This window comes from Streptomyces polyasparticus (assembly GCF_014493765.1).
GTDB lineage: Bacteria > Actinomycetota > Actinomycetes > Streptomycetales > Streptomycetaceae > Streptomyces > Streptomyces polyasparticus.
Map to the genome: position 1 here is coordinate 617,562 of NZ_JACTVJ010000007.1, position 24,502 is coordinate 642,063.

Annotated in this window: 23 protein-coding genes; 16 read left to right on the forward strand and 7 right to left on the reverse strand. The window is 70.7% G+C overall.

The window, feature by feature from the left end; translation table 11 throughout:
• Together H9Y04_RS18425 and H9Y04_RS18430 are read left to right on the forward strand one after the other, a co-directional pair.
• Positions 1 to 1,152 carry a MalY/PatB family protein gene (locus tag H9Y04_RS18425; protein ID WP_187814956.1) on the forward strand — a complete coding sequence of 384 codons (1,152 nt, stop codon included), beginning with the start codon at positions 1 to 3 and terminating at the stop codon, positions 1,150 to 1,152.
• Positions 1,153 to 1,209: 57 nt separating this feature from the next.
• A complete protein-coding gene (locus tag H9Y04_RS18430) occupies positions 1,210 to 1,794 on the forward strand; it encodes a hypothetical protein (RefSeq protein ID WP_214661311.1) in 585 nt (194 codons plus the stop codon).
• A 53-nt stretch (positions 1,795 to 1,847) separates the two neighbouring features.
• Here the strand turns inward: H9Y04_RS18430 and H9Y04_RS18435 are convergent, their stop codons facing one another.
• Positions 1,848 to 2,261, reverse strand: a complete 414-nt coding sequence (locus H9Y04_RS18435; protein WP_187814957.1) for a DUF3151 domain-containing protein — start codon at positions 2,259 to 2,261, stop codon at positions 1,848 to 1,850.
• Positions 2,262 to 2,353: 92 nt separating this feature from the next.
• On the opposite strand from H9Y04_RS18435, the gene H9Y04_RS18440 reads away from it, so the two are divergent.
• The 10 genes from H9Y04_RS18440 to H9Y04_RS18485 all read left to right on the forward strand — a co-directional run bounded on the left by H9Y04_RS18440 (position 2,354) and on the right by H9Y04_RS18485 (position 13,567).
• Positions 2,354 to 3,991 (forward strand): hypothetical protein, encoded by a 1,638-nt coding sequence (locus H9Y04_RS18440; protein ID WP_214661312.1) that lies wholly within the window; start codon positions 2,354 to 2,356, stop codon positions 3,989 to 3,991.
• Positions 3,992 to 4,127: 136 nt separating this feature from the next.
• A complete protein-coding gene (locus H9Y04_RS18445; RefSeq protein WP_187814959.1) occupies positions 4,128 to 4,982 on the forward strand; it encodes a tryptophan 2,3-dioxygenase family protein in 855 nt (284 codons plus the stop codon).
• Positions 4,975 to 6,183, forward strand: coding sequence for a kynureninase (gene kynU, locus H9Y04_RS18450; protein WP_187814960.1), 1,209 nt, complete (start codon positions 4,975 to 4,977; stop codon positions 6,181 to 6,183). Before H9Y04_RS18445 ends, kynU begins: the two co-directional genes overlap by 8 nt.
• A gap of 91 nt (positions 6,184 to 6,274) precedes the next feature.
• A complete protein-coding gene (locus H9Y04_RS18455; RefSeq protein ID WP_187814961.1) occupies positions 6,275 to 6,562 on the forward strand; it encodes a YkvA family protein in 288 nt (95 codons plus the stop codon).
• A gap of 184 nt (positions 6,563 to 6,746) precedes the next feature.
• Complete coding sequence (locus H9Y04_RS18460) at positions 6,747 to 7,625, forward strand: alpha/beta hydrolase (RefSeq protein WP_187814962.1); 879 nt, start codon at positions 6,747 to 6,749, stop codon at positions 7,623 to 7,625.
• Positions 7,626 to 7,704: 79 nt separating this feature from the next.
• On the forward strand, positions 7,705 to 8,664 hold the full coding sequence (sigJ, locus tag H9Y04_RS18465; RefSeq protein WP_187814963.1) for an RNA polymerase sigma factor SigJ: 960 nt from the start codon (positions 7,705 to 7,707) through the stop codon (positions 8,662 to 8,664).
• Positions 8,665 to 8,797: 133 nt separating this feature from the next.
• A complete protein-coding gene (locus H9Y04_RS18470) occupies positions 8,798 to 10,003 on the forward strand; it encodes an NAD(P)/FAD-dependent oxidoreductase (protein ID WP_187814964.1) in 1,206 nt (401 codons plus the stop codon).
• 234 nt (positions 10,004 to 10,237) lie between these two features.
• Entirely contained in the window at positions 10,238 to 11,611 is a 1,374-nt protein-coding gene (locus H9Y04_RS18475; RefSeq protein WP_438818118.1) for a histidine kinase, read from the forward strand.
• Entirely contained in the window at positions 11,608 to 12,276 is a 669-nt protein-coding gene (locus tag H9Y04_RS18480) for a response regulator (protein WP_187814965.1), read from the forward strand. The genes H9Y04_RS18475 and H9Y04_RS18480 overlap by 4 nt, the downstream gene beginning before the upstream one ends.
• A 61-nt stretch (positions 12,277 to 12,337) precedes the next feature.
• Positions 12,338 to 13,567 carry a cytochrome P450 gene (locus H9Y04_RS18485; RefSeq protein ID WP_187814966.1) on the forward strand — a complete coding sequence of 410 codons (1,230 nt, stop codon included), beginning with the start codon at positions 12,338 to 12,340 and terminating at the stop codon, positions 13,565 to 13,567.
• Positions 13,568 to 13,706: 139 nt separating this feature from the next.
• On the opposite strand, the gene H9Y04_RS18490 is transcribed toward H9Y04_RS18485, so the two are convergent.
• The gene (locus tag H9Y04_RS18490; RefSeq protein WP_187814967.1) at positions 13,707 to 15,341 is read right to left on the reverse strand and encodes an ABC transporter permease; all 1,635 of its coding nucleotides are present in this window, start codon (positions 15,339 to 15,341) and stop codon (positions 13,707 to 13,709) included.
• Entirely contained in the window at positions 15,338 to 16,249 is a 912-nt protein-coding gene (locus H9Y04_RS18495; protein WP_187814968.1) for an ABC transporter ATP-binding protein, read from the reverse strand. The genes H9Y04_RS18490 and H9Y04_RS18495 overlap by 4 nt, the downstream gene beginning before the upstream one ends.
• 93 nt (positions 16,250 to 16,342) lie before the next feature.
• On the opposite strand from H9Y04_RS18495, the gene H9Y04_RS18500 reads away from it, so the two are divergent.
• Complete coding sequence (locus tag H9Y04_RS18500; RefSeq protein WP_187814969.1) at positions 16,343 to 16,849, forward strand: GbsR/MarR family transcriptional regulator; 507 nt, start codon at positions 16,343 to 16,345, stop codon at positions 16,847 to 16,849.
• 19 nt (positions 16,850 to 16,868) lie between these two features.
• On the opposite strand, the gene H9Y04_RS18505 is transcribed toward H9Y04_RS18500, so the two are convergent.
• Positions 16,869 to 17,642, reverse strand: coding sequence for a diacylglycerol kinase (locus tag H9Y04_RS18505; protein ID WP_214661378.1), 774 nt, complete (start codon positions 17,640 to 17,642; stop codon positions 16,869 to 16,871).
• A 255-nt stretch (positions 17,643 to 17,897) separates the two neighbouring features.
• Between H9Y04_RS18505 and H9Y04_RS18510 the strand changes: the two genes are divergently transcribed.
• Positions 17,898 to 19,181, forward strand: coding sequence for an adenylosuccinate synthase (locus H9Y04_RS18510; protein WP_165333245.1), 1,284 nt, complete (start codon positions 17,898 to 17,900; stop codon positions 19,179 to 19,181).
• A 115-nt stretch (positions 19,182 to 19,296) separates the two neighbouring features.
• Positions 19,297 to 19,881, forward strand: a complete 585-nt coding sequence (locus tag H9Y04_RS18515; protein ID WP_187814971.1) for a Uma2 family endonuclease — start codon at positions 19,297 to 19,299, stop codon at positions 19,879 to 19,881.
• Between the two features lie 50 nt (positions 19,882 to 19,931).
• On the opposite strand, the gene H9Y04_RS18520 is transcribed toward H9Y04_RS18515, so the two are convergent.
• A complete protein-coding gene (locus H9Y04_RS18520; protein ID WP_187814972.1) occupies positions 19,932 to 20,762 on the reverse strand; it encodes an oxidoreductase in 831 nt (276 codons plus the stop codon).
• A gap of 95 nt (positions 20,763 to 20,857) precedes the next feature.
• Between H9Y04_RS18520 and H9Y04_RS18525 the strand changes: the two genes are divergently transcribed.
• A complete protein-coding gene (locus tag H9Y04_RS18525; RefSeq protein ID WP_187814973.1) occupies positions 20,858 to 21,757 on the forward strand; it encodes a LysR family transcriptional regulator in 900 nt (299 codons plus the stop codon).
• A gap of 22 nt (positions 21,758 to 21,779) precedes the next feature.
• Here H9Y04_RS18525 and H9Y04_RS18530 read toward each other — a convergent pair whose 3' ends face one another.
• Together H9Y04_RS18530 and H9Y04_RS18535 are read right to left on the reverse strand one after the other, a co-directional pair.
• A complete protein-coding gene (locus H9Y04_RS18530) occupies positions 21,780 to 22,868 on the reverse strand; it encodes an endonuclease/exonuclease/phosphatase family protein (RefSeq protein ID WP_187814974.1) in 1,089 nt (362 codons plus the stop codon).
• 143 nt (positions 22,869 to 23,011) lie between these two features.
• Positions 23,012 to 24,415, reverse strand: coding sequence for a M20/M25/M40 family metallo-hydrolase (locus H9Y04_RS18535; protein WP_187814975.1), 1,404 nt, complete (start codon positions 24,413 to 24,415; stop codon positions 23,012 to 23,014).
• Between the last annotated feature and the right edge of the window lie 87 nt (positions 24,416 to 24,502).

Below are 24,502 nucleotides of genomic sequence, written 5' to 3' on the forward strand. Positions count from 1 at the left end.
ATGACCTCACATGACGCGCAGGCGTACGACTTCGACCGCGTTGTCGACCGCCGCGGCACGTGGTGCACGCAGTGGGACTACGTGGAGGACCGGTTCGGCGTGGCCGATCTGCTGCCCTTCACCATCTCGGACATGGACTTCGAGGCGCCGCCCGAGGTGCTCGCCGCCCTGCGCGGGCGTCTGGAGCACGGGGTGCTCGGGTACTCGCGCTGGCGGCACGAGGACTTCCTGTCCGCGGTCGTGGACTGGTTCGGCAAGCGGTACGCGACCGAGGTCGACCCCGCGTCGATCGCGTACGCACCGGCCGTGCTCTACCAGGCCGGTGCACTGATCGACCTGTGGTCCGCGCCCGGTGACGGCGTGGTCGTGCACACCCCCGCGTACGACGCCTTCCCGCGGCTGATCGCCGCGCACGGGCGGGAGATGCGGGGCTGCGGGCTCGACGACTGGGCGGAGTTCGAGCGGCTGCTCGCGCTGCCCGACACCTCGGTGCTGCTGCTCTGCTCGCCGCACAATCCGACCGGGCGGGTGTGGACCGAGGACGAACTGGAGCGCATGGCCGCGCTGTGCGCCCGGCACGATGTCGCGGTCATCAGCGACGAGATCCACGCGGACCTCGCGCACCGGCCGCACACGCCCTGGGCACGGGTCGGCAGCGGGCGCTGGGCGGTCGTCACGTCCGCGTCCAAGTCCTTCAACATCCCTGCTCTGACCGGCAGTTACGCCATCATCGGCGACCCCGCGTCGCATGCCGCGTATCTGCGCCGCTTGAAGGACGCGGACGGTCTCTCCTCGCCCGCGGTCCTGTCCCTGGTGGGGCATATCGCCGCGTACCGTGAGGGCGGGGCCTGGCTCGATGCGCTGCGGGCGTATGTGGCGGGCAATCTGGAGCTGGTCGCCGAGCGCCTCGCGGGTACGGGCCTCGACTGGCAGCCCCCGCAGGCGGGTTACCTGGCCTGGATCGACCTCCGCCCGCTCGGCATCCACGAGGACGAGCCCTTGCAGCGCGAGCTGATCGAGCGCGAAAAGGCCGCGATCATGCCTGGCGGCTCCTACGGTGCACCGGGCTTCGTCCGCCTCAACGTGGGCTGCCCGCGCGCCAAGGCGGAGGCGGGGGTGGACGCGCTGGTGCGGGCGGTTGCGCGGCTCTGAGGCGCCCGCACCCGAATCGAGGTGCTCGGGACCGGGTTCCCCTTGGATGATCGGGGCATGGCGAATCCCGCTTCCTTCCGCGACCTGACCAACTGGGGCGATGGCTACGAGCTGGGCATCGAGACCGGTTCCACCGGTGACGCCGAGCTGCAGGCTCTCCTGAGTGCGCTGTGGTCGGCAGCGCAGGTGCAGGGGTGTTACGGGCGGCGCGACTGCGAGCCGTACGAGCAGGAGGAGGTGCCGTGCACGGTGGCCTCGCTGGCCGAGTACGGTCAGCTGCTCGGTCAGATCCGCTTGCCGACAGGGCAGTTGGCGGTGTGCGGCTGCGACGTCATCCGGGGTGGCGACGCCGGCAGCGACTGGCTGGACTTCTACGTCCCCACGGGAGCACTGGACAAAGCGGGCATCTCGTACTGGGGCGGCCGGCCGTTCTTCCGGTCCGCGGTCGTCGACGACTGGCTTGCCGGTATCGCGGCCAAGGCCTTCGAGGAGGCGCCGTTCAGCCTGGGCATCGTCGGCTGGATGGTCTCCGGGCTGGCCGAGGACGCAGCCTCCCTCGCCGGCGAGATGCCGCAGAAGCGCGGTATGGGATATCTGCTGCCGCGTGACGGCGTCCTGCACTACGGGCCCGCCAACGACTGAGCCGAGCATCGGACGGAAGAGGGCCGGGCGATGTGCCCGGCCCTCCGCTTCGCTCAGCCCTTGAGCTGGGCGTAAGCCTCGTCGCTGCTGTCGCGCAGGAACTGCCAGCAGCGCTCGTGCTCTTCCTTCTCGTCGATCTCGCCCGCGGCGCGGGCCAGCGCGGCCAGGCAGCGCAGGAAGCCGCGGTTGGCCTCGTGGCTCCACGGCACCGGGCCGTGCCCCTTCCAGCCGGAGCGGCGCAGCGCGTCCAGACCGCGGTGGTAGCCGGTGCGCGCGTACGCGTACGACTCGATCACGCGGCCGCCCGCGAAAGCGTCCTCCGCGAGCAGGGCCCAGGCCAGCGAGTAGGTGGGGTGCGCGGCCGCCACCTCGGCCGGGGTCGACGAGCCGACCATGGCCTTGGCCGCCTCGTTCTCCGGCAGCTGGGTGGGGGCCGGGCCGCCGAGCAGGTTCTTGTGCGTCTCCATGCGGGCCAGTCTGCCACCCCGGCCATTCGAGTGATTTGATGCGGCGCGGGGGAAGCTACGGGGGTAGCCGCATGCCGATACACCGCACACAGGTGCGCAAACCTGTCCTGCTCGGACGCCTGTCCGCCGCGCTCGGCGACCATCCGCGGCGCGCACTGGCCGCGGTTGCCGCTGCCGGGGCGCTCGTTTCGACGCTGCTGCTGCCGTGGGCGATGCCCCTCGGCTGGGACGAGCTCGTCTACGCCACGCGTTTCCCGTCGTACGCCGACGGCCTCGACGTCGAGTTCAGCGCGCCGCGCACCCGGGGTGTCCCGCTGCTCCTCGCCCCGGTCGCCCTGTGGAGCGACTCCGTCGTGCTCCTGAGGCTGTGGCTGACCCTGCTGTGGCCGGCCGCCCTGTACCTCGGCTTCCTGCCGTGGCTGCGGATCCTGCGGCCGAACGCGGTGGTGGTCGCCGCGGCCTGCTACACCAGCATCTGGTCGGTGCTGTTCTATGCGGCCCAGGCCATGCCCAACCACTACACGGCCATGGGCACCCTCGCCGCCGTCGGCTGCCTGGTGCCGCGTCAGGCAACGTTCGCCCCGTCGCGACGCCCGGCACGCACTCTCGCCGCACCGGCCGAAAGCCCAAGTACGTCCAGTACGAGGACTTCCGGCCGGCACGCCGAGAGCACGCACCAGACGCCGCTCCTTGGCGGGCGAACGTTGCCTGACGCGGCACCAGCCCACCGGACCCGTACCCCGCTCTCGTACGCGGGCATCGTCACGGGCCTCGCCATGGCGACGCTGATGCGCCCCAACGACGGCGCCTGGGCGGCCCTTCCGCTGTTCGCCGCCCTGGTCGTGGTCCCCGCCTGGCGCAGCCGCGCCACGGCCGCAGCGGTCATGGGCGGTGTGGCGGCCGGGCTGCTGCCATGGATCGTCGAGGCCGAGCTGCGCTTCGGTTCGGTGGCCCACCGGCTCTCCGAGGCGAGCGAGGTCCAAGGCGGCCTGCGTCCGGTGTTCGCCCTGCCGTGGCATGTCGCGGCCCTCGACGGGCGGCTCCTGTGCCGCCCGTGCGATGCGGACGCGGTGACCTGGCAGGGGGTGTCGCTGTGGCTGCTGCTCATACCCCTGGCCGCGCTCGGCGTGTGGGCGGCGGGCCGTCCGGCGCCCGGCGCGGCCACGGACGACACGGCGTCCGGCGCCCGGCGCGCCGTCCGTCTCGCGGTGATCACCGCGGGCTGTACCGCGGCCCCCTACTTCTTCCTCGTCCCCTACGCGGCCCCCCGCTTCCTCTTCCCCTCCTACGCGCTGCTCGCGCCGCCCGCCGCGCTCGGCCTGCTCTGCCTCCGGGACGCGGTGCGCCGTTCCCGGTCCCGTACGAGAGGGCGCTTCGTCCCGCGGGCGGCGGGACTCCTCGCGGCCGCCGTCCTCACGGCCCATGTCCTGGGGCAGGTACTTCTCGCGTACGGGCACGGACGCATCCAGGAGCAGGGCCGCCTGGACTGGGAACGGGTCGCGCGGGTCCTGCACGACCAGGGGGTGCGCACCCCTTGCACGCTCGGCAGCCATGCCAGCCGCGTGCCCCTCGCGTACACCGCGGGCTGTCAGCCCACCAAGGGACGGCAGCCCGACGCCTACGTCCTCCTCGACCACGAACCGCCCCGCTGGGCCCGCGACTGGCCGCGGCACTCCGTGCCCGGTGCGCACGACAAGGGCTGGTCCGTGCTGGTCAGGCCTGGCCCCTGAGGGTGGCGAGAGCCCTGTGACCAGGCAGGCCTTGCCGATACGGGGGAGGATTGCGGAGGATGCGGGGTGGGGACCGGGGCCCCCGTGCCGGCATCGGCAGGGGCGGACCGCTACCCGAAGTACCGAGGAGACAGTGATGTCCCACGAGACCGCAGAGGCGGGCACCCCGAATCCGGAGACCCCGGAGACCCCGCATCTCGACTTCGCCGGCACCACGCCGTACGAGGACTACGTGCAGGCCGACGTCCTCACCCACCTGCAGAAGACCCTCTCGGACGACCCCGGGGAAATGGTCTTCCTGGTGACCACCCAGGTCATGGAACTCTGGTTCACGGTGATCGTCCACGAATGGGAGACCGCGGCCCGCGCCCTGCGCGAGGACGATCTCACCGTCGCGAAGGACGCCCTGAAGCGTTCCGTACGGGAGCTGGAGGCGCTGAACGCCTCCTGGACGCCGCTCGCCGGCCTGACCCCCGCGCAGTTCAACTCCTACCGTGCCGCGCTCGGCGAGGGCAGCGGCTTCCAGTCGGCGATGTACCGGCGGATGGAGTTCCTGCTCGGCGAGAAGTCGGCCTCGATGCTGGTGCCGCACCGCGGCGCACCCCGGGTGCACAGGGAGCTGGAGAAGGCCCTGCACGAGCCCTCCCTGTACGACGAGGTGCTGCGCCTGCTCGCGCGCCGCGGTTACGCCGTACCGGACGAGGTCCTCTCGCGTGATCTCTCCCAGAAGTACGAGCCCTCGGCCGAGATCGAGGCGGTCTGGGCCGAGGTCTACCGCGGCGACCAGGACAGTGAACTGGTGCGGCTCGGCGAGGCGTTGACGGATGTCGGCGAGCTGGTGTGGCGATGGCGCAACGACCATCTGGTCGCGACGCGGCGCGCCATGGGCTCGAAGACCGGCACCGGCGGCTCCGCGGGTGTCGCCTGGCTGGAGAAGCGGGCGCGCAAGAACGTCTTCCCCGAGCTGTGGACGGCGCGGTCCTATGTCTGATCTCGCGATACGGGCCGGCGAACTGGACGCGGCCGACGAACTGGCCAAGTTGCGCGAGCAGTTCGTCCTCGACGCTGCGTCCGATCATGCGGCTGACGCCGCGGGGGTCTACCTGGACGGCAATTCGCTGGGCGCGCTGCCGACGGCCGTACCCGCGCATGTCGCCGATGTCGTGGCGCGCGAGTGGGGGCAGCTGCGGATCCGGTCCTGGACCGAGTCCGGCTGGTGGGAGGCGCCCGAGCGGATCGGCGATCTGATCGCACCGCTCGTGGGTGCGGCGCCCGGCCAGATCGTCGTCGGCGACTCCACAAGCGTCAACGTTTTCAAGGCGGTTGTCGGTGCCGTACGGCTCGCGGGCGAGGGACGCGACGAGATCCTCGTCGACGAGGGGACCTTCCCGACGGACGGCTACATCGCCACGTCGGCGGCGCGGATGACGGGCTGCACGGTGCGGCCCGTACCGATGGACTCGCTCGCCGACGCCGTGGGGCCGCGCACGGCGGCCGTGCTCATCAACCACGTGGACTACCGCTCCGGACGCCTGCACGATCTGCCCGCGCTGACCGCCGCGGTGCAGGCCGCGGGCGCCCTGGTGGTCTGGGACCTGTGCCACAGCGCGGGTGCGCTGCCGGTCGGGCTCGACGCGCACGGGGTCGACCTCGCGGTCGGCTGCACGTACAAGTTCCTGAACGGCGGCCCGGGTGCGCCCGCCTACCTGTACGTGGCCGCACGCCACCAGGCCGCCTTCGACTCCCCGCTGCCCGGCTGGAACTCCCACGTCGAACCCTTCGGCATGCGCCCCGAGTTCGTCCCGGTGGACGGCGCGCGCCGCGGACGGGTCGGCACGCCGGACATCCTGTCCATGGCCGCCCTCGAAGCGGCGCTCGGCGTGTGGGACGGGGTGTCGGTCGAGGCCGTCCGCGCCAAGTCCCTCGCCCTGACGGACTTCTTCCTGGAGTGCGTCCAGGCGTACGTGCCCGCGGGCCGCGTGACCGTCTTGACGCCGCTCGACCATGCCGCGCGCGGCAGCCAGGTCGCGCTGCGGTGCGCCGACGCGTCCGCGGTGATGGAGGAGCTGATCCGCCGTGGCGTGGTCGGCGACTTCCGTGCCCCGGACGTCCTCCGCTTCGGCTTCACACCGCTCTATCTGGGCTTCGCCGATGTGGAGCGGGCGGCCAGGGTGCTGGCCGAGGTGCTCTGACTCTCCCGCTCTCAGTCTCCCGCTTGGGGTGGGAGACGGAGAGCGTTTCGGGGTACTCCTGCCTGACCGGGGGAAACGGAAGGTGGTCCCCATGAGTGATCAGGCCTGGGTGCTTGTACTGCTCGCGGCAGTCGTCCTCGCCGTGGTGGCGGGCTTCGCCGTCGTGCTGCTCGTCCGGCTTGTGCGCGCCAGGCGGGTGCTGCGCAGGGCGGGCGTCCCCGTGGAGAACACGCTCGCCTTCTGGGGCGCCCTGATCTACGTGATCTCCCCGGTGGACCTGCTCCCGGATCCGGTCTACCTGGACGACATCGGCGTCCTGCTGCTCGCGCTGCGCTCCTTGCACGCGGCGGCGGAACGGTCGGGTCTGCGCGAGCGCTGAACATTTCAGCCCACTTCCAGCCCCTGCGGCGTTTGAGCAGATCCGCACGAAGTGCGGATGCGGGGGCCCGGGGGGCGGAGCCCCCCCGGTTTCGGGAAGGGGCGGGGAGGGGGAAAAATCAAGCCACCCGCACCACCCCGAACCCGCCAGCACCGCACACCGCATCGCCACCGAAAGGCCGGACATGTCCGACGACACCGCCAAGAGAGCAGCCGAAGAAGAACACTCGGCGTTCTCGCACCCACCGGTGGAGCCGGACGCCACCGCCGCATACGGCGACCACCCCGACCAAGTCGTCGACTTCTACGCACCGAAGGGCCGCCAGGGGCCGTCCGGCGTCCCCCTCGTCGTCATCCTGCACGGCGGTGCCTGGCGGGCCCCATACGACCGCAGGCACCTCACCCCCTTCGCGGGCTTCCTCGCCCGCCAGGGCTTCGCCGTCGCCAACGTCGAGTACCGCAGGGGAAGTTCTATCCCCGCGCAGGGCGGGACCGGTCCCGTCGCGGGCCGGTGGCCGGACACCTTCGACGACGTGGCCGCCGCCCTCGACGCCCTGCCCGCACTCGTGAAGGAGCACCTTCCGGGGGCCGACCCGCGGCGCACCGTCCTCACCGGCCACTCCGCCGGCGGTCAGCTCGCGCTCTGGGCCGCGTCGCGGCATGTCCTGCCCGAGGACTCCCCGTGGCACGCCCCGTATCCCACGCATCTGCGCGGTGTCGTCGCCCTCGCTCCCATCGCCGACTTCGCGCTCTCGCGCGAGCTGAAGGTCTGCAACGATGCGGTGGTCCAACTGCTCGGCGGGGACGCCAGGTTCGAGGAGCGGGCCGCGCACACCGACCCCGCCGCTCTGCTGCCCACCGGCATCGCCACCGTCCTCGTGCAGGGCCGGGACGACGCCGACGTCCCGTACACGGTCGCCGAGGCGTACGCCGATGCCGCCGCGAAGGCGGGTGAGGTCGTCGGGCTCACGCTGCTCGAAGGCGTCGGGCACTTCCCGCCCATCGACCCCGCCGCCGACGCCTGCGCGGTCGTCGCGGAGGAGATCGCCCAACTGGCGTTCTAGGCGAGGAGATCGCTCGGCGGACGATCCAGCCGATGAGATCACCCGACTGGTGTTCCCATCGGGCGGTTACGATCGGCGCATGCCGCTGACGCTGACCGACGTGGACCGATTCGAGGCCGCGCGCCCCCGCCTGGAGGCCATCGCCTACCGGATGCTGGGCTCGGCGGCCGAGGCCGAGGACCTCGTACAGGAGACGTATCTGCGCTGGCAGGCGGCCGACGTCGAGCGGATCGAGGTCCCCGAGGCCTGGCTCACGAAGGTGCTCACCAACCTCTGCCTCAATCAGCTGACTTCGGCCCGCGCCCGGCGCGAGACGTACGTGGGCCAGTGGCTGCCCGAGCCGCTCCTCGAAGGCGACCCGATGCTCGGCCCCGCCGACACGGCCGAGCAGCGTGAGTCGGTCTCGTACGCCGTGCTGACCCTGATGGAGCGGCTCACGCCCAACGAGCGTGCGGTGTACGTCCTGAAGGAGGCCTTCGCGTACGGGCATCGCGAGATCGCCGAGATCCTGGACATCAGCGAGGCGTCCAGCCAGCAGATCTTCAGCCGGGCAAAGAAGCGCCTCGCAGACAGAACAGACGGCAAGGCCCGTACGGAGATCGACGAGGCGGCGGCCAAGCGGATCGTCGAGGAGTTCCTGGCGGCCGCGACCAGCGGGCAGACCGAGCCGCTGGTGAAGCTGCTGACCTCCGACGCGATCGCGATCGGTGACGGCGGCGGGAAGATCCCGGCGAAGGCGACCCCGTTCGAGGGCGCGATCGCGGTGGCCAAGTTCCTGCGCGGGATGTTCAAGCCGGCCGAGAGCAAGCGCCGCATGCTCGGCGGCGGCACCCCCGAGGCCTACGCGACCACGGCCAACGGCTCTCCGGCCCTGGTCATCACGGTCGACGGCCGGGTCTTCGGCGTCATGTGCCTGGAGCGCGGCGAGGACGGCATCGTCGCGGTCCGCACCCAGGTCAACCCGGACAAGCTGGAGCGCGCCACGCAGGTCTGGGCCTCGGCCGAGCACGGAGAACCGCTGGTCCTGGCCGACTGGTAGCCGCATGAAGAAGGTGTGACGCAGGTCACATCCCGCACCTGTCAGGAATCCCGGAGCTGCCCGGTTCAAGGGGCGTAACCGCGAAAGAGCGGATCCGGAAGCGGCCCCCGCCGCGCTAGACAGGAGCAGGAACATGACTGCTGGAAGCACCCGCAAGCACCGCATCCTCGTCCTCGGCGCCGGCTACGCCGGGACCGCCGCCGCGGGCCGCCTGGTCAAGCGGCTGCACCGCGACGACGTCACCGTCACCCTCGTCAACGACGAGCCGGACTTCGTCGAGCGGGTCCGCAACCACCAGCTCGCCGTCGGACAGGACCTGAAGCACCGGCCCTTCGACGCGATGTTCGAGGGCACCGGCATGGAGCTGAAGCTCGCGAAGGTGGCCGCCGTCGATGTGGACCGCAAGAGCGTGCGGGTCGTCTCCACCGCCGGCGAGGAGGAGCTCGCCTACGACACCCTCGTCTACGCGCTCGGCAGCCGCTGGAACGACCACGGTGTCCAGGGCGCCGTCGAGCACGCCGACGAGATCGCCAGCCGGGCCGGTGCGCTGCGGCTTCGCGCCCGCCTCGAATCTCTCGCTCCCGGCGGGAAGGTCCTGGTCGTCGGCGGCGGACTCACCGGTGTCGAGGCCGTCACCGAGATCGCCGAGACCCACCCGCACCTCGACGTGGCGCTCGCCGCCCGCGGCGAGCTCGGCGACTGGCTGAGCCGCAAGGGCGCCGCGCACCTGCGCAAGGTCGTCGACAGGCTCGGCATCACCACGTACGAGAACACCTCCGTCATCGCCGTGGCGGAGGACCAGGTGAAGACGGCGGACGGCGAGGCCATCGCGGCCGACGTCACGGTGTGGACCACCGGCTTCGCCACCCACCCGATCGCCGAGGCCAGCGGTCTGCAGGTCACCGAAGGCGGCCAGATCGTGGTCGACGGCATGATGCGCTCGGTCTCGCACCCGGACGTGTACGCCGTGGGCGACGCCGGCTACGCGATGGGCGACGCGGGCAAGCCGCTGCGGATGTCCTGCGCCACCGGCACCCCGATGGCCTGGCAGGCGGCGGACGCGATCACCGCGGACCTGACCGGTCTCAAGCAGCCCAAGATGCCGCTGCACTACTTCCAGCAGTGCGTCTCGCTGGGCCGCAAGGAAGGCCTGATCCAGTTCGTGCACGCCGACGACACCGCCAAGGAGCGGGTGCTCACCGGCCGCATGGCGGCCCGCTACAAGGAGCTCATCTGCAAGGGTGCGGCCTGGGGTGTGGCCAACCCGGGGGCGATGATGTTCTCGAAGGGCCGTCGCGTGGTCGGCGAGCAGGCCGCGGTGGCCCCGGCGGCCGCCTGATCCGGCCGCCGTCCGATGCGCCACGGGTCAAGGGCGCCTCCCTCGGTTCTGCGAGGTGGGGCGCCCTTTCCCTTACGCGTGCGCGTGCGTCCTGTCCCGTGCGTGTGTCCGCGGGCCCTTTCCCGTACGCGTGTCCGTGGACCCTTTCCCGTACGCGTAGTCCTTGAGGCGGACCCCGAAGGATCCGGCTCGCAGGTGACGACGCCGCAGGCCGCGCCGCATACCGTCATCAGCGTGACCGAGAGAGCAGAGAAGACCCAGGCCGCGCAGACGCACGGCGCCCCCACCGAGGCCCGCATGATCCGCGGCGGCCTCGGCGCCCTGCGTGCCGACCTGTTCAGCGGCGCGTTCGCGTTCCGCCCGCTGCCCCCGCTGCCGGCCGACCACCGGTTCCTCAAGCGGATACCTGCGCGTTTCCGTGACCGGGGGCGGTGGCTGCCGCATGCTTCGGTCGTTCTGGCGGCCGTACTGGTCTTCCTGCTCGGGCTCGCGGACGGCGGCTCGTCGGGCGACGACTTCGTGGGTCTGCTCCAAGGCTTCGCCGGAGCCCTGCCGGTCCTTCTCACACTGACCCGGCCCATCGCGGCCTTCTGGCTGTCCATGGCGATCAGCGTGTTCGGCGTGGCCATCGGCGGCGTCACCTACGACGGCGCCTTCCCGTGGACCGCCGCCGGCTTCCTCGGCCACCTGGTCGTCATGACCCAGGTCGCCCTGCGCAGCCGCCCTCGCGTGGCGGCCGAGATGTGGCTGATCACCGCGGCCTTCGGCGCCATGGTCGTCGGATACGAGGGCAACGGGGACGACGCCCTGGTCGCCATGGTGATCCTCTCCGCCTTCGCCCTCGCCGCGGCCGTCTCCCTCGGCGGCTGGAACTCCGCCCGCCAGGAAGTCGCCGTGAAGGAGGCCGAAGTGGCCGCCAAGGAAGAGGACACCCTGGCCGAGCGCTCCAAGCGGACCCGTCTCGAAGAGCGCACCAACATCGCCCGCGAGCTGCACGACGTGGTCGCGCACCACATGAGCGTCGTCGCCATCCAGGCCGAGGCCGCCCCGTACCGCGTCGAGAACCCGCCGCCCGAACTGGAGCAGGCCTTCGCGACCATCCGCGAGAACGCGGTGGCCGCGCTCACCGAACTGCGCCGCGTGCTCGGTGTCGTACGGGCGGAGGACTACGAGGCGCCGGACGCGCCGCAGCCGACGCTGGCCGACCTCGAAGGGCTGCTCGCCAACGTCCGCGAAGCGGGCCTGCGGGTGGGCCGGACCATCACCGGCTCGGTGCGCGAACTGCCGCCGGGCGTCGAGCTCTCCGCGTACCGGATCGTGCAGGAGGCCCTGAGCAACACCCTGCGGCACGCACCGGGCGCCTCGGCGAAGGTCGAAGTGTCCTATGTACTGGGCGGGTTGGGGATCCGTGTGGTCAACGGCCCCGCGACGGGTCTGATCAAGGCGTCGCCCGGCGCCGGACACGGCATCACGGGCATGCGGGAGCGGGTGGCGATGCTGAGCGGTGCGATGACGGCGGGCGAGACCGCGGACGGGGGCTACGAGGTGAGCGTGTTCCTGCCGGTCGAGCAGGCCTCGCCCGAGAGCGCCACGGGAGAGGGCGCATGAGCGCGATCCGTGTCGTCATCGTCGACGACCAGATGATGGTCCGCGAAGGCTTCTCCGTGCTTCTCAACGCGATGCCCGACATCGAGGTGGTCGGCGAGGCGGTCAACGGCCGCGAGGCCATCGCCCGCGTCGCCGAACTCCGCCCCGACGTCGTCCTGATGGACATCCGTATGCCGGAGCTCAACGGCATCGAGGCCACCCGCGAGATCGTCGCCTCCGACGCCGACACGAAGGTCCTGGTCCTGACGACCTTCGACCTCGACGAGTACGTCTACGAGGCGCTGCGGGCGGGAGCGTCGGGGTTCCTCCTGAAGGACGCCTCGGCCCGCCAACTCGCCGAAGGGGTACGGGTGGTGGCGCAGGGCGAAGCCCTCCTCGCCCCGGCCGTCACGAAGCGCCTGATCGTCGAGTTCACCAGACTGGGCAGCTCATCGGGCCTGAAATCCGCGTCCCAGTCCCAGATCGGCGAGCTGACCGAACGCGAGACGGAGGTCCTGGTCCTGATCGCCCAGGGCCTGTCGAACCACGAGATCGCCGAGCACTTGGTGGTCGCCGAGTCGACCATCAAGACCCATGTGTCCCGGGTCCTGGTGAAGCTGGGCCTGCGCGACCGGACCCAGGCGGCGGTGTTCGCGTACGAGGCGCGGCTGGTGACGCCGGGGTAGCCCCGACAGTGAGGCCCTCGAAGGGGCTGTGGTGCGGAACCGGCCCGCCTAGGGTCACGGTATGACGCCGTCCGCACCCAGTTCCTTCGCCCCGCAGTCACCGGCCTTCGCCGCCGATCCGTACCCCGTGTACGCCGAACTCCGCGCCGCGGGGCGTGCGGTGTGGTTCGAGGGGTCGGGGCAGTGGCTGATCCCGCGGCACGCGGATGTGTCCGCGCTGCTCAGGGACCGGCGGCTCGGGCGGACGTATCTGCACCGCTACTCGCACGAGGAGTTCGGGCGGACTCCGCCGCCCGCCGCGCACGAACCCTTCCACACGCTCAATGACAACGGGCTGCTCGATCTGGAGGCGCCCCGGCACACCCGGATCCGGCGGCTGGTCTCCAAGGCGTTCACGCCGCGTACGGTGCAGCAACTTCAGCCGTACGTGGAGGAGTTGGCCGGTGATTTGGTGGGGCGGCTCGTGGCGAACGGGGGCGGGGATCTCGTCGCGGAGCTCGCCGAGCCGCTGCCCGTGGCCGTGATCGCCGAGATGCTCGGTGTCCCGGAGAGCGACAGGGCGCTGCTGCGGCCCTGGTCGGCGGACATCTGCGGGATGTACGAGCTGAAGCCGTCCGAGGAGACGGCCCGGAAGGCGGTCGCGGCCTCGGTCGAGTTCTCCGCGTATCTGCGCGAGTTGATCGCCGAGCGGAGGAAGGAGCCGGGGGAGGATCTGATCTCCGGGCTGATCGCCGCGTATGAGGAGGACGAGCGGCTCAGCGAGCAGGAGATGATCTCCACGTGCGTGCTGCTGCTCAACGCCGGGCACGAGGCGACGGTCAATACGACCGGGAACGGCTGGCTTGCCCTGTTCCGTAACCCCGGGCAGCTCGAGGAGCTGAGGGCCGCTTACCGCTCCGCTCCGGAAAAGTTGTCCACAGCTGTGGAAGAACTCATGCGGTTCGACACCCCGCTCCATCTCTTCGAGCGCTGGGTCCTGGAGGACATCGAGGTGGGCGGGGTTCGCATTCCGAGGGGATCGGAGGTCGCGCTGCTCTTCGGGTCCGCGAATCACGACCCGGCGGTGTTCGAGGAGCCCGAGCGGCTCGACCTGACCCGTGCGGAGAACCCGCATGTCTCGCTCGGTGCCGGGATCCACTACTGCCTGGGCGCGCCGCTCGCCCGCCTCGAACTCACCGCTTCCTTCGGCCAGTTGCTGCGCCAGGCGCCTGCGCTGCGGCTCGCGGGGGAGCCGCAGCGCAAGGACGGGTTCGTGATCAGAGGCTTGGAGTCCCTGCCGGTGGAGCTCTGAGCGAACGGGATTGCCGACGAGCGGGATTACCGACGAGCGGCATGCCGGCGAACGGGATTGCCGACGAGCGGGATTGTCAGTGGGGGCCGATACCCTTGAAAGGGCTTCGGCCCCCAGGGAGGGCGGGGACTGTCCGGGCTCAGGACTGCATGTCCCGCCGCCGCAGCCCCACCAGACCCGCCACCGTGAACACCACCGCAAGCGCGAGCTGGACGAGCACCGGTGTCCACTCCATCGCGTTGCCCGGCAGCTTCGGCAGGTGCTCGAACGGGGACAGGTTCATGACGGCTGACGGCAGGTTGAGCGCGGCGCCCAGCCAGCCGAGGGCCAGGGACAGGCCCGCGTAGGCCCAGCCGAGGGCGGCGGCCTTCGGGAACAGGCCGTAGACCAGCACCGCGAACGAGCCGAGCAGCCAGACCGCCACGGACTGCACGAGCACCGCGCCCAGGATCGGTCCGAAGTCCTTGCCGTAGCCGGCCGCGAGGCCCGCGCCGCCGAGCAGCATGATCAGGGCCGCGCCGCCGAACGCCACGTACAGATGGCCCGCCGCCCAGGTGGTCCGGCCGACCGCGCCCGCGAGGATCGGTTCGGCGCGCTGCGAGGTCTCCTCGCCGTTCAGGCGGAGCACCGACTGCACGGCATACAGCGCGGCGAGCATCGCCAGCATGCCGATCATCGCGCCCAGGAAGGCGTTGGTGATGCCGGCCTGGCCGCCCATACGCTCCAGGATCTCGCGGGTGTTCTCGTTGTCGCCGACGAGATCCGCCGCGCCCTCCGTCATCGCGCCGAACATGATCCCGGCGAGCAGGAAGCCGATGCCCCAGCCGAGCAGCGAACCGCGCTGCAGCCGCCAGGCCAGCGAAGTGGCCGTGGCCAGGCGCCCGTTGGCGGGTCCGGGCCGGGCCGGCAGGAAGCTCATGCCCACATCGCGGCGGCCCGCGAGGTGGTACGCGACGGCGCCCTGGATCACGATCACGGCCGCGAACAGGAGCGCCACCCACCAGCGTTCACCGGCGAAGGCGCGGATGTTCTCGGCCCAGCCGATGGGCGAGAGCCAGGTCAGGACGTGCGAGCCGTCGGTGGAGGCCGCGTCGCCGGCCGCCTTGAGTGCCCAGGCCAGACCCAGTACGGCGGCGGTCAGGCCCTTGGCGAGCCGTGCGGTCTCGGTGAGCTGGGCCATCACGGCCGCCATGGTCGCGAAGGCCATGCCGACCCCGCCGATCGCGAGCCCGAGTGCGAGGGCGCCGGACAGGCCTTCGCTTGCGAGGCCGAGCGTGGTGAGCAGCGCGATCCCCGCGTTGGCGATCAGTGCCACCAGGAGCGCGGCCGTGAGCGGCGCGCGCCGCCCCACCATCGCGGACGACAGCATCTCCTGCCGGCCGGTCTCCTCCTCCTCGCGGGTGTGCCGTACGACGAGCAGCAGGCTCATCACCGCGGCGAACGCGCCCATGAACGCCACGTACCGCCAGGAGACGAGCGCACCGAGCGAGTCGTTGAAGACCGGTCCGTACAGCGAACGCAGCGAACTGTTCGTCTCCATCGAGGAGATGACGTTCGCCCGCTCCTCGGGGGTGTTGTAGACGGAGCCGAGCGAGCCCGCGGCGCCCGCCGTGGTCCCGCCGATGGCGAGCACCCACAGCGGCAGCATGATCCGGTCGCGGCGCAGCGCCAGCCGGAGCAGGGCGCCCGTGCCCGCGAGATGACGGTTGCCGCCGGTGCGCGGGGCGAAGTGTCCCTGGGCGGCTCCGCCGTGCGGGGTGGCCACGGCAGTCATCGCGCCATCGCCTCTTCCGTGCGTACGTCGTCCTGGTAGTGCCGCATGAACAGCTCCTCCAGGGTCGGCGGAGTGCTCGTCAGGGTCCGTACGCCGGAGTCGGTGAGCGACCTGAGCACCGCGTCGAGCTTGTCCGAGTCGACCTGGAGACGGACCCGGTTGCCCTGGATGTCCAGGTCGTGGACGCCCGGCAGCTGCGCCAACCCGTTGGGTGCGCCGGTGAGTTCGGCGCTGATGGCCGTACGGGTCAGATGACGCAGATCGGCCAGCGAGCCGGTCTCCACCGTCGCGCCCTTGCGGATGATCGACACCCGGTCGCAGAGCTCCTCGACCTCGCTGAGGATGTGGCTCGACAGGAGCACGGTGCGGCCGCGGGACTGCTCCTCGCGTACGCACTCCTGGAAGACCTCCTCCATGAGGGGGTCGAGCCCGGAGGTGGGCTCGTCGAGGATCAGCAGGTCGACGTCCGACGCGAAGGCCGCGACCAGGGCGACCTTCTGCCGGTTGCCCTTGGAGTACGTACGGCCCTTCTTGGTCGGATCGAGTTCGAAGCGCTCGATCAGATCGGCCCGCCGGGCCTTGTCGAGTCCGCCGCGCAGCCTGCCGTACAGGTCGATGACCTCGCCGCCGCTGAGGTTGCGCCACAGCGTCACGTCACCGGGGACGTAGGCGATACGGCGGTGCAGCTCCACCGCGTCGTGCCACGGATCCTTGCCGAGCAGCTGGGCGGCGCCCGAATCCGCACGCAGGAGGCCGAGCAGGACGCGGATCGTGGTCGACTTGCCGGCTCCGTTCGGGCCGAGGAAGCCGTGGACCTCACCGGTCTCGACCTCCAGGTCGAGGCCGTCCAGAGCGTGTGTCTTGCCGAACGACTTGTGCAGTCCGGAGACGGTGATTGCCTTCGTCATGTTTTTGAACGTACGGTACTTTCAGAAATTTGTGAAGTTAAGGAAGCGTATAAACTCAGAGCCGGGCCGGTGAGCAGGGGAGATGATCGGGACATGGCTGCAGGGAACGACCTCGAGAACGAGCCGGGCGTGCGGGACGAGCGGGTGGACCGGTTCGTGGAGACCTTCGCCGCGCAGCTGGCGGAGGCGGGGATGCAGCGGATGCCCGCGCGCGTTTTCGGTGCCCTGCTGTCGTCCGAGTCCGGCGCCATGAGCTCGGCCGAGCTCAGCGAGCGGCTCAAGGTCAGCCCGGCGGCGATCTCCGGTGCGGTCCGCTATCTGGCGCAGGTGCACATGGTCACGCGGGAACGTGAACCCGGTTCGCGCCGTGAGCGCTACCGGGTCCACGCCTCCAGCTGGTACGAGGCGCTGACCAACCGCGACCAGGTCCTGAAGCGGTGGGAGGGCACCCTCAGGGAGGGCGTCGAAAGCGTCGGCGCCGATACGGCGGCGGGGCGGCGGATGTCGGAGACGCTGGAGTTCTTCGAGTTCCTGGAGCAGGAGCTGGCCGGACTCCTGGAGCGCTGGCGGGCGCACAGGGATTCCGTGTTCGGCGCCTAGACGCTGCCGTGTCCGGCGCCTAGTGGGTGTTCGGCAGCGTCAGCGCCCAAGCCCCCGCCCGTACCGTCCACGTCCGTGTCCGTACCGGCCCCGCCGTCAGCGCGTCCGCGCGGTAGCGGAAGTCCGGGCCGGAGACCGTGACCGTGCGGGCGCGGGCGTGCAGCGCCTGAGTTGCCGCGCCCACCGAGGTCGGATGGACCTCGACCCGGGCGAAACCTCCCCGTGAGGTCGTCACGCAGACGTCCTCGACCGGCTGGTCCAGATCCACCAGCGTCACCCCGTCCGCCTCCACACGGAGCCGCGAGGGCCCGGGCGAGGACTGCGGAGAGGGCCGTACGAGCGTCCGTACGAGCGACTGGCAGGTCCGCAGCGGCGGCGCCCACCAGGGGTCCGGCCCGTGCGCGGAGGCCGGGAGCGCGGGGATCCGCAGATCGCCGACCACCACACCGTCGCTGTCGTCGACCAGGAGATCCAGCTGCCGGGCCTCGCCGTCCAGGACCGCGGAGGCCGCCGCGACCGTGCCTGCGGGCACCCCCAGCCCCAGTGCGAGCCGGGTCAGCGTGCCCACGGGGACGAGCGAGAGGACCGACGAGGCCAGCTCGCGCTCGCGGTGCAGGACGGAGACCGCCCGCAGCAGGGCACGGTCGTCGCCGACGACCACGGGTCTGCGCGAGCCCCGGCGCCGCAGCGCCCGGGCGAATTCCTCCGGTCCGTCCGGCAGACAGATCTTCACCGGTCCGCAGGCCCGTGCGCACAGCACGTCCTTGGCGATCCGCACGGACTCGCCGTCCATGCGTCTGGCGGCGGGATCGATGACGACAAGGAGCGGCTGGGAGCTCTTCGCAGCGGGCGCTGGAGCCGACACCTCGGTCCTTCCTCAAGGTACGGGGTAGCATCTTTGTGCAAGAGCCCCTTGCGCTATTGCGCCAGGGGCTTCGTCTATTCCGGGGCAACCGGTCCGACGGGTGCGGCCAACGAGGGTCGCGGTGTACGTATTCGCGTACGCCCCTGACCTTGGACATGCCCCGCCCGGAAGGGGTGTACGCCTGTGCCCGCACTTGTGCTGCTCGGTGCTCAGTGGGGTGACGAGGGCAAGGGAAAGGCCACCGACCTGCTCGGTGGCTCCGTTGACTATGTGGTGCGTTACCAGGGCGGCAACAATGCCGGTCACACGGTTGTCGTAGGCGACCAGAAGTATGCGCTCCACTTGCTCCCCTCCGGCATCCTCTCGCCTGGATGTACTCCGGTCATCGGCAATGGTGTCGTCGTCGACCCGGCCGTCCTGCTCTCCGAGCTGAGCGGACTGAACGACCGCGGTGTCGACACGTCCAAGCTCCTGATCAGCGGCAACGCGCACCTGATCACGCCGTACAACGTCACGGTCGACAAGGTGACGGAACGCTTCCTCGGCAAGCGGAAGATCGGCACCACCGGTCGCGGCATCGGCCCGACCTACGCCGACAAGATCAACCGCGTCGGTATCCGCGTCCAGGACCTGTACGACGAGTCGATCCTCACCCAGAAGGTCGAAGCGGCGCTCGAGGTCAAGAACCAGCTGCTCACCAAGCTGTACAACCGGCGTGCGATCGAGTCCGGCAAGATCGTCGAGGAGATGCTCCAGTACGCGGAGCAGATCAAGCCCTTCGTCGCGGACACCACGCTGATCCTGAACAACGCCATCGACGAGGGCAAGGTCGTCCTCTTCGAGGGCGGCCAGGGCACGCTGCTCGACGTGGACCACGGCACGTATCCGTTCGTCACGTCCTCGAACCCGACCTCGGGCGGCGCGTGCACGGGTGCCGGTGTCGGCCCGACGAAGATCTCGCGGGTCATCGGCATCCTCAAGGCGTACACGACGCGTGTCGGCGCAGGACCGTTCCCGACCGAGCTCTTCGACAAGGACGGCGAGGACCTGCGCCGCATCGGCGGCGAGCGCGGTGTGACCACCGGCCGTGACCGCCGCTGCGGCTGGTTCGACGCCGTGATCGCCCGGTACGCGACCCGCGTGAACGGCCTCACGGACTTCTTCCTCACCAAGCTGGACGTGCTCACCGGCTGGGAGCAGATCCCGGTCTGCGTCGCGTACGAGATCGACGGCAAGCGCGTCGAGGAACTCCCGTACTCCCAGACGGACTTCCACCACGCGAAGCCCATCTACGAGTACCTGCCCGGCTGGTCCGAGGACATCACCAAGGCGCAGACCTTCGCCGACCTGCCGAAGAACGCGCAGGCGTACGTGAAGGCGCTCGAGGAGATGTCGGGCGCGCCGATCTCGGCGATCGGCGTGGGCCCGGGCCGGACCGAGACGATCGAGATCAACTCGTTCCTGTAGGAGCCTGATCGGTAAGCGATCACTTGCTCACTCGAAGGGGTGGGTCGCACTGGGATGCGACCCACCCCTTCCGCGTGTCCGGACACACTGGCGCCCGTCAGGAAGGGAGTGCAGCATGACGGTTATGGCTGAGCGCACGGCACAGATGGACGTGGAGGAGTTCGAGCAGATCGCCTCCGCCGCGCCCGAGACCGTCACGTTGGAGTTCATCGACGGACGGATCGGAGTGAAGGCTGTGCCGGACGGGGATCACGAAACGATCGTGACGTGGCTGGCCAAGCGGTGCATGGCCGCCCGTCCGGATCTGGACCTGTACACCGGGCAGGGACTGATCGTCGAGGGATACCGCAAGGGGCGTGCCCGCCCGGACGGCTCGCTGGTGCCTGAGGCTCATTTCGCCGGGCAAGGGGAGTGGGCGGACCCTGACGGCGTACTTATGGCGGTCGAGATCACCTCGTACGACTCCGACACCGACAACCGGGACCGCGCGGAAAAGCCCGATGCCTACGCAGGCGCCGGAATCCCGGTCTATCTGCTGATCGACCGGGACAAGGGCGCACTCATCGTCCACACCGACCCGGATACCGAGCACGGTGGCTACCGCATCCAGCACACCGTCCACTTCGGTGGAACGGTTGCCCTCCCCGACCCCGTAAACATCACCCTCGACACCGAGATCCTCAAGAACTACGTCCGCTGACGCGCGGGCGCCCGCACCCCGGACGGGTACGGGCCCCACCGCCGCGAGCCTCACGCGTCGAACGTCGTCTCCCGCCCCACCTTGTCCCACGCCGTGAGGTCCGCGCGGACCTGGTCCAGGTGGGCGTGGATCGTGTCGATCGAGTCGGCGCCGAGGGCCAGACGCAGGGGAGTCTCGTCGGTGTCGAGGGCGGCCAGGACCGCGGCCGCGGCCTTCGCCGGGTCGCCCGCCTGGGTGCCGCCGCCCGTCTCGACGTAGGCGCGGGTCGCGCCCACCGTCTCCTCGTAATCCTCGATCGAGCCGGCGCTCAGACTGTGGTTGCCGAACAGGCTTGTGCGGAACGCGCCGGGTTCGACGATCAGGACGTCGATGCCGAGCGGCTTCACCTCCGCCCGCAGTGCTTCCGAGAGCCCTTCGAGGGCGAACTTCGTCGCGCTGTACGCGCCGAAGCCGGCCATCGACATCTGACCGCCCACACTGCTCAGCTGGACGATTGCGCCCGAGCGCCGGGCCCGCATGTGCGGCAGGACCGCGCGGGTGAGGGCCGCGGGCCCGAAGAAGTGGAGGTCGAAGAGCGAGCGGAGCTCCGCGTCGCCGTTCTCCTCGACCGAACCGACGTGCGTACGGCCCGCGTTGTTGATCAGGACGTCGATGCGTCCGTGGCGCTTGACGACATCCGCGACCACCGCGTCGATCGCGGGGAGGTCCGTCACGTCCAGCGTGACCGCCTCGACCTGGTCGGGGTGGGCCGCCACCAGATCGTCCAGCGTGTTGATACGCCGGGCCGCGGCCACGACCACATCGCCCGCGCCGACCGCCGCCTCGGTGAACGCCCGCCCGAAGCCGCTGTTCGCTCCCGTGATCAGCCAGACCTTGCTCATGGTATTCCCCCTCGAAGTGGCCTTCTCTGTAACGGAGTTCAGCCTCTCCCGGCAGCCCCTTCCCCGTCCAAGATCTGTCGTGATAGCCATGGGTTATGGATGTCCACGGACGGGATCTGCGCTACTTCGTGGCAGTGGCCGACGAGCTGCACTTCACGCGCGCCGCCGAGCTGCTCTACGTATCGCAGCCCGCGCTGAGCAAGCAGATACGGGCGCTTGAGAGGCAGTTGGGGGCCGAGCTGTTGGAGCGCGACCGGCACGGGGTGCGGCTCACGCCGGTCGGCGCTGAACTCCTGCCGCACGCAAGGCGGGTGCTCGCCGCGTGGGAAGCGGCCGAGGCGGCGGTCGAGGTGGCCAAGCGGCGCAGCCGCGCCACGCTGGTCGTCGGCATGAGCCACAGCCCGGCGCGCGGCGGTCTGCGGCCCGCGATCCGGTCGCGGTTCACGGAGGCGTATCCGACGGCCGAGGTGCAGATGCGTCAGGTCGGCTGGGAGGACCCGACGGCGGGGCTCGCGGACGGGTCCAGCGATATCGCCTTCGTCTGGCTGCCGCTCGCGGATCCGGCGCGCTACCGGTGGGTGGTGCTCGCGACCGAGCCGCGGCAGGTGGCGCTCCCCGAGGGCCACCCGCTGGCGGCGCGCGAGCGGATCGCCTTCGCCGACCTGCTCGACGAACCCTTCCTCGCCCTGCCGCGCGAGGCCGCCGAACTCCGGTATTACTGGCTCGCCTTGGACGAACGCGCCGGCCGACCGCCCCGTATCGGAGCGGAGATCGCGAGCGTCGACGAGACGTACGAGGCGCTGGTGGACGGGCGCGGGATCTGCCTGATCGCGACGGGGAACATCCCGCTGGTGGCGCGCGGCGGCGTGGTGACGCGGCCGGTGGACGGCGTGACGCCGAGCCGGTTCGCGCTGGCGTGGCGGGCCGATGACGCGCGGCCGCTGGTGAAGGGGTACGCGGAGGCGGCGCGGGCGGCGGTGGGGGTGTCTGCCTGAGCGGACACCCCCGGCCCCGAGTTCAGCTGCCCGTCCGCACCCGGAACGTGCTCAGCACGCACTTGTGGTCCGTCGGCCAGGTCCAAGTGGTCGGCTCCACAAAGGGATCGTCGCCCGTCTCCTCGACCCGCTCGTTGCGCACGATCGTCGTCGAAGGACCCACGATCACGCTGTCGACCAGGCGCAGCCGCCCGTCCGGGTGGTAGAAGACGAAGTCGATACGGTCCCGCTCGTCCGCCTTGGGCGCCCAGGTGAGCTGGCTCGGGTCCGCGCCCGCGTTGTCGCTGGGCCAGGTGAAGCCCGGCGTGCGGACGGGGTCGGGGTGGATCTCGCGGTAGCTGTCGCGGAACCCGGCGTCCTCGATGGCCTTGGTCGTCGACCACTCGATCACCGTGCCGTTGTGGTCGAAGAGGTTGCGGGTGCGGCCCGTCCAGTCGCGGTGCGAGGGCTCGTTGAAGTCTCCGGCGAGCACGACGAGGCGGCCCTTGGCGCGCTCCTTCGCGGCGTCCTCCAGCATTGTCTTCGTCACGGCAGTGCGGCCCGAGGCCTCGTTGAGGCGCGTGATGAGGCCGACGTCGGTGATCGGTCCGGTCGGGATCTCGTTCCAGCCGTACTCGGAGGTCTCGTACGGAGCCGGCACGCCGCCGCCGTAACCGCGCGGCAGGTAGTTGACGTAGAACGTGTACTTGAGGTGCCCGGAGTACGCCGCGATCTGGGTGCCGTCGACGTCGATGACGGCCTTCGACCAGGACGTGAACCCCTGCTGCTCGATGATCGGGTAGCGCGAGATCACCGCCGGGTCGGCCGCGTTCTTGTTGTCGTAGAAGGTCAGCCCGCGCTCGGCGAGATCGGCGAGCAGGTTGGCCACCCGCTCCGGGTTCGACTCGCTGAGCATCACCACGTCCGGCTGCGTGGCCACGATGGTGTCCGCGATACCGGCCCGGCCGCCCTCGACGCGGCTGCCGCCGAGCCAGATGTTGAACTGCAGCACCTTGAGCGTTTTGGTCGAACCGTTGGGCCCGCTGCGCGCGAGGGCGGGGGCCGCCCCTGCGATCCCCGCGCCCACTGCGGCCCCTGCCAAACCGAGCAACTCCCGCCGCCTGACTGCCATATGCAGCCTCCCCAGACTCAAACAGAAACCAAAAGATGCGCCCAAGATCGGACGTCATTCGACCAGGGGTGTACGGGAGTGTCCAGGGATTCGACCAACATGATCGAAACGAAAGCGGAACGGGGAACGAACCGCGCAGGACCTCAGCGCTGCGGGGTCGGAAACGCCACCGGACTGCGCAGCCCCGAACGCCCCACCGCCCGTACGCCGAAGAACACGTTGTCCTTGGACAGGTCGATCTCGTGCCGGGTCACATCACCCACCCGTACGAGATGGGTCCACTCGGGGGCCGTCGTCTCGCGCCACACCACCTCGTAGCCCGCGAGGTCCGCGTCCGTGCCGCGGTCCCAGACGAGTTCGGTGGAGTTGGTGAGGTTTGTCGTCACGATCTTCGTGCTCTTCGGTGTGCCGGGCGCGTTCGCGAGCGTCCACAGCGCGGCGCCGTTCACGCGGGCCACGCGCGCGATGAACGGGAAGTCGCAGAACTCGGGCAGGTCCCCGTACTGCTTGCCGTCCTCGACCCGTACGTCCTGGTGCTGGTGCGCGAAGTCCTCGGCGGGCTCGGTGAACCGGCAGGCGGCAAAGCCCCGTTCGAGGAACGGAATGTGGTCGCCGCCGCGCAGATAGCGGTCGCGGCGGTAGATCACGCGGACGTGCATACCGGTCGCGTCGTTGTCGGCGGTGTCGCGTACGAAGCGGGCGAGCTGGCGGGTGGCGGAGTCGTTCTCGCCGCCCACCGAGCGGCGCAGGGCGGCCTGTTCGGGGGTCTCGGAGCTGGGCACCCCCTCGGTGAACAGCCGGATCGTGTACGGGTCCGACGTCCCGTCGTCGGCCTTGGAGCTGCCGACGATGTCGTTGGTGAACATCCCCTGCAGATCGGCCCCGGCCGCCTTGAACCGCTCGGCCATGTGCGCCGCCCCGAACAGCCCCTGCTCCTCGCCCGCGACCGCGGCGAAGACGATCGTCGCGGCGGGGCGGCGTCTCGCCATCACGCGCGCGAGCTCCATCGCGACCGCGACCCCGGAGGCGTCGTCGTCGGCGCCCGGTGCATCGGATACGGCGTCCATGACGTCGGAGGCGCGGCTGTCGTAGTGCCCGGAGACCACGTACACGCGGTTCGGGTCGGTCGAACCCCGCAGCGTGGCGAGGACGTTGGTGATCCGCGTGGCGGTGGGGATCCGCGGGGTCGGCTCCTGCACGTACGACTGCAGCTCGGCGGTCATCCGGCCGCCGGACGCGGCGGCGTACGTTCTCAGCTCGCCGAGGATCCAGTCCCGCGCGGCGCCGATGCCGCGCGCGGGGTCGTCCTGGCTGGAGAGGGTGTGCCGGGTGCCGAAGGAGGCGAGTTTGCGGACGGTGGCCTCGATGCGAGCGGGGTCGATCTCCCTTAAGAGGGAGCGGAGTTCGCGGCTCGGAGGCTGAGTGGTGGCGGCGCGGCTGCCGGTGCCTTCGGCCGCCTGGGCGGGGGAGGCGGCGAGGGCGCTCGCGGTGGCGGCGGTGGCCGCGGTGGCGGTGGCGGTCGTGAGGACGGTGCGGCGAGTGGGCATGGGCGGGCTCCCTGATCCGTGGAACGGTGGGTGGTGCCTCTGCCCGTCCATCGTCATGGACATGTCGTACGGGTGGGAAGGGGGCGT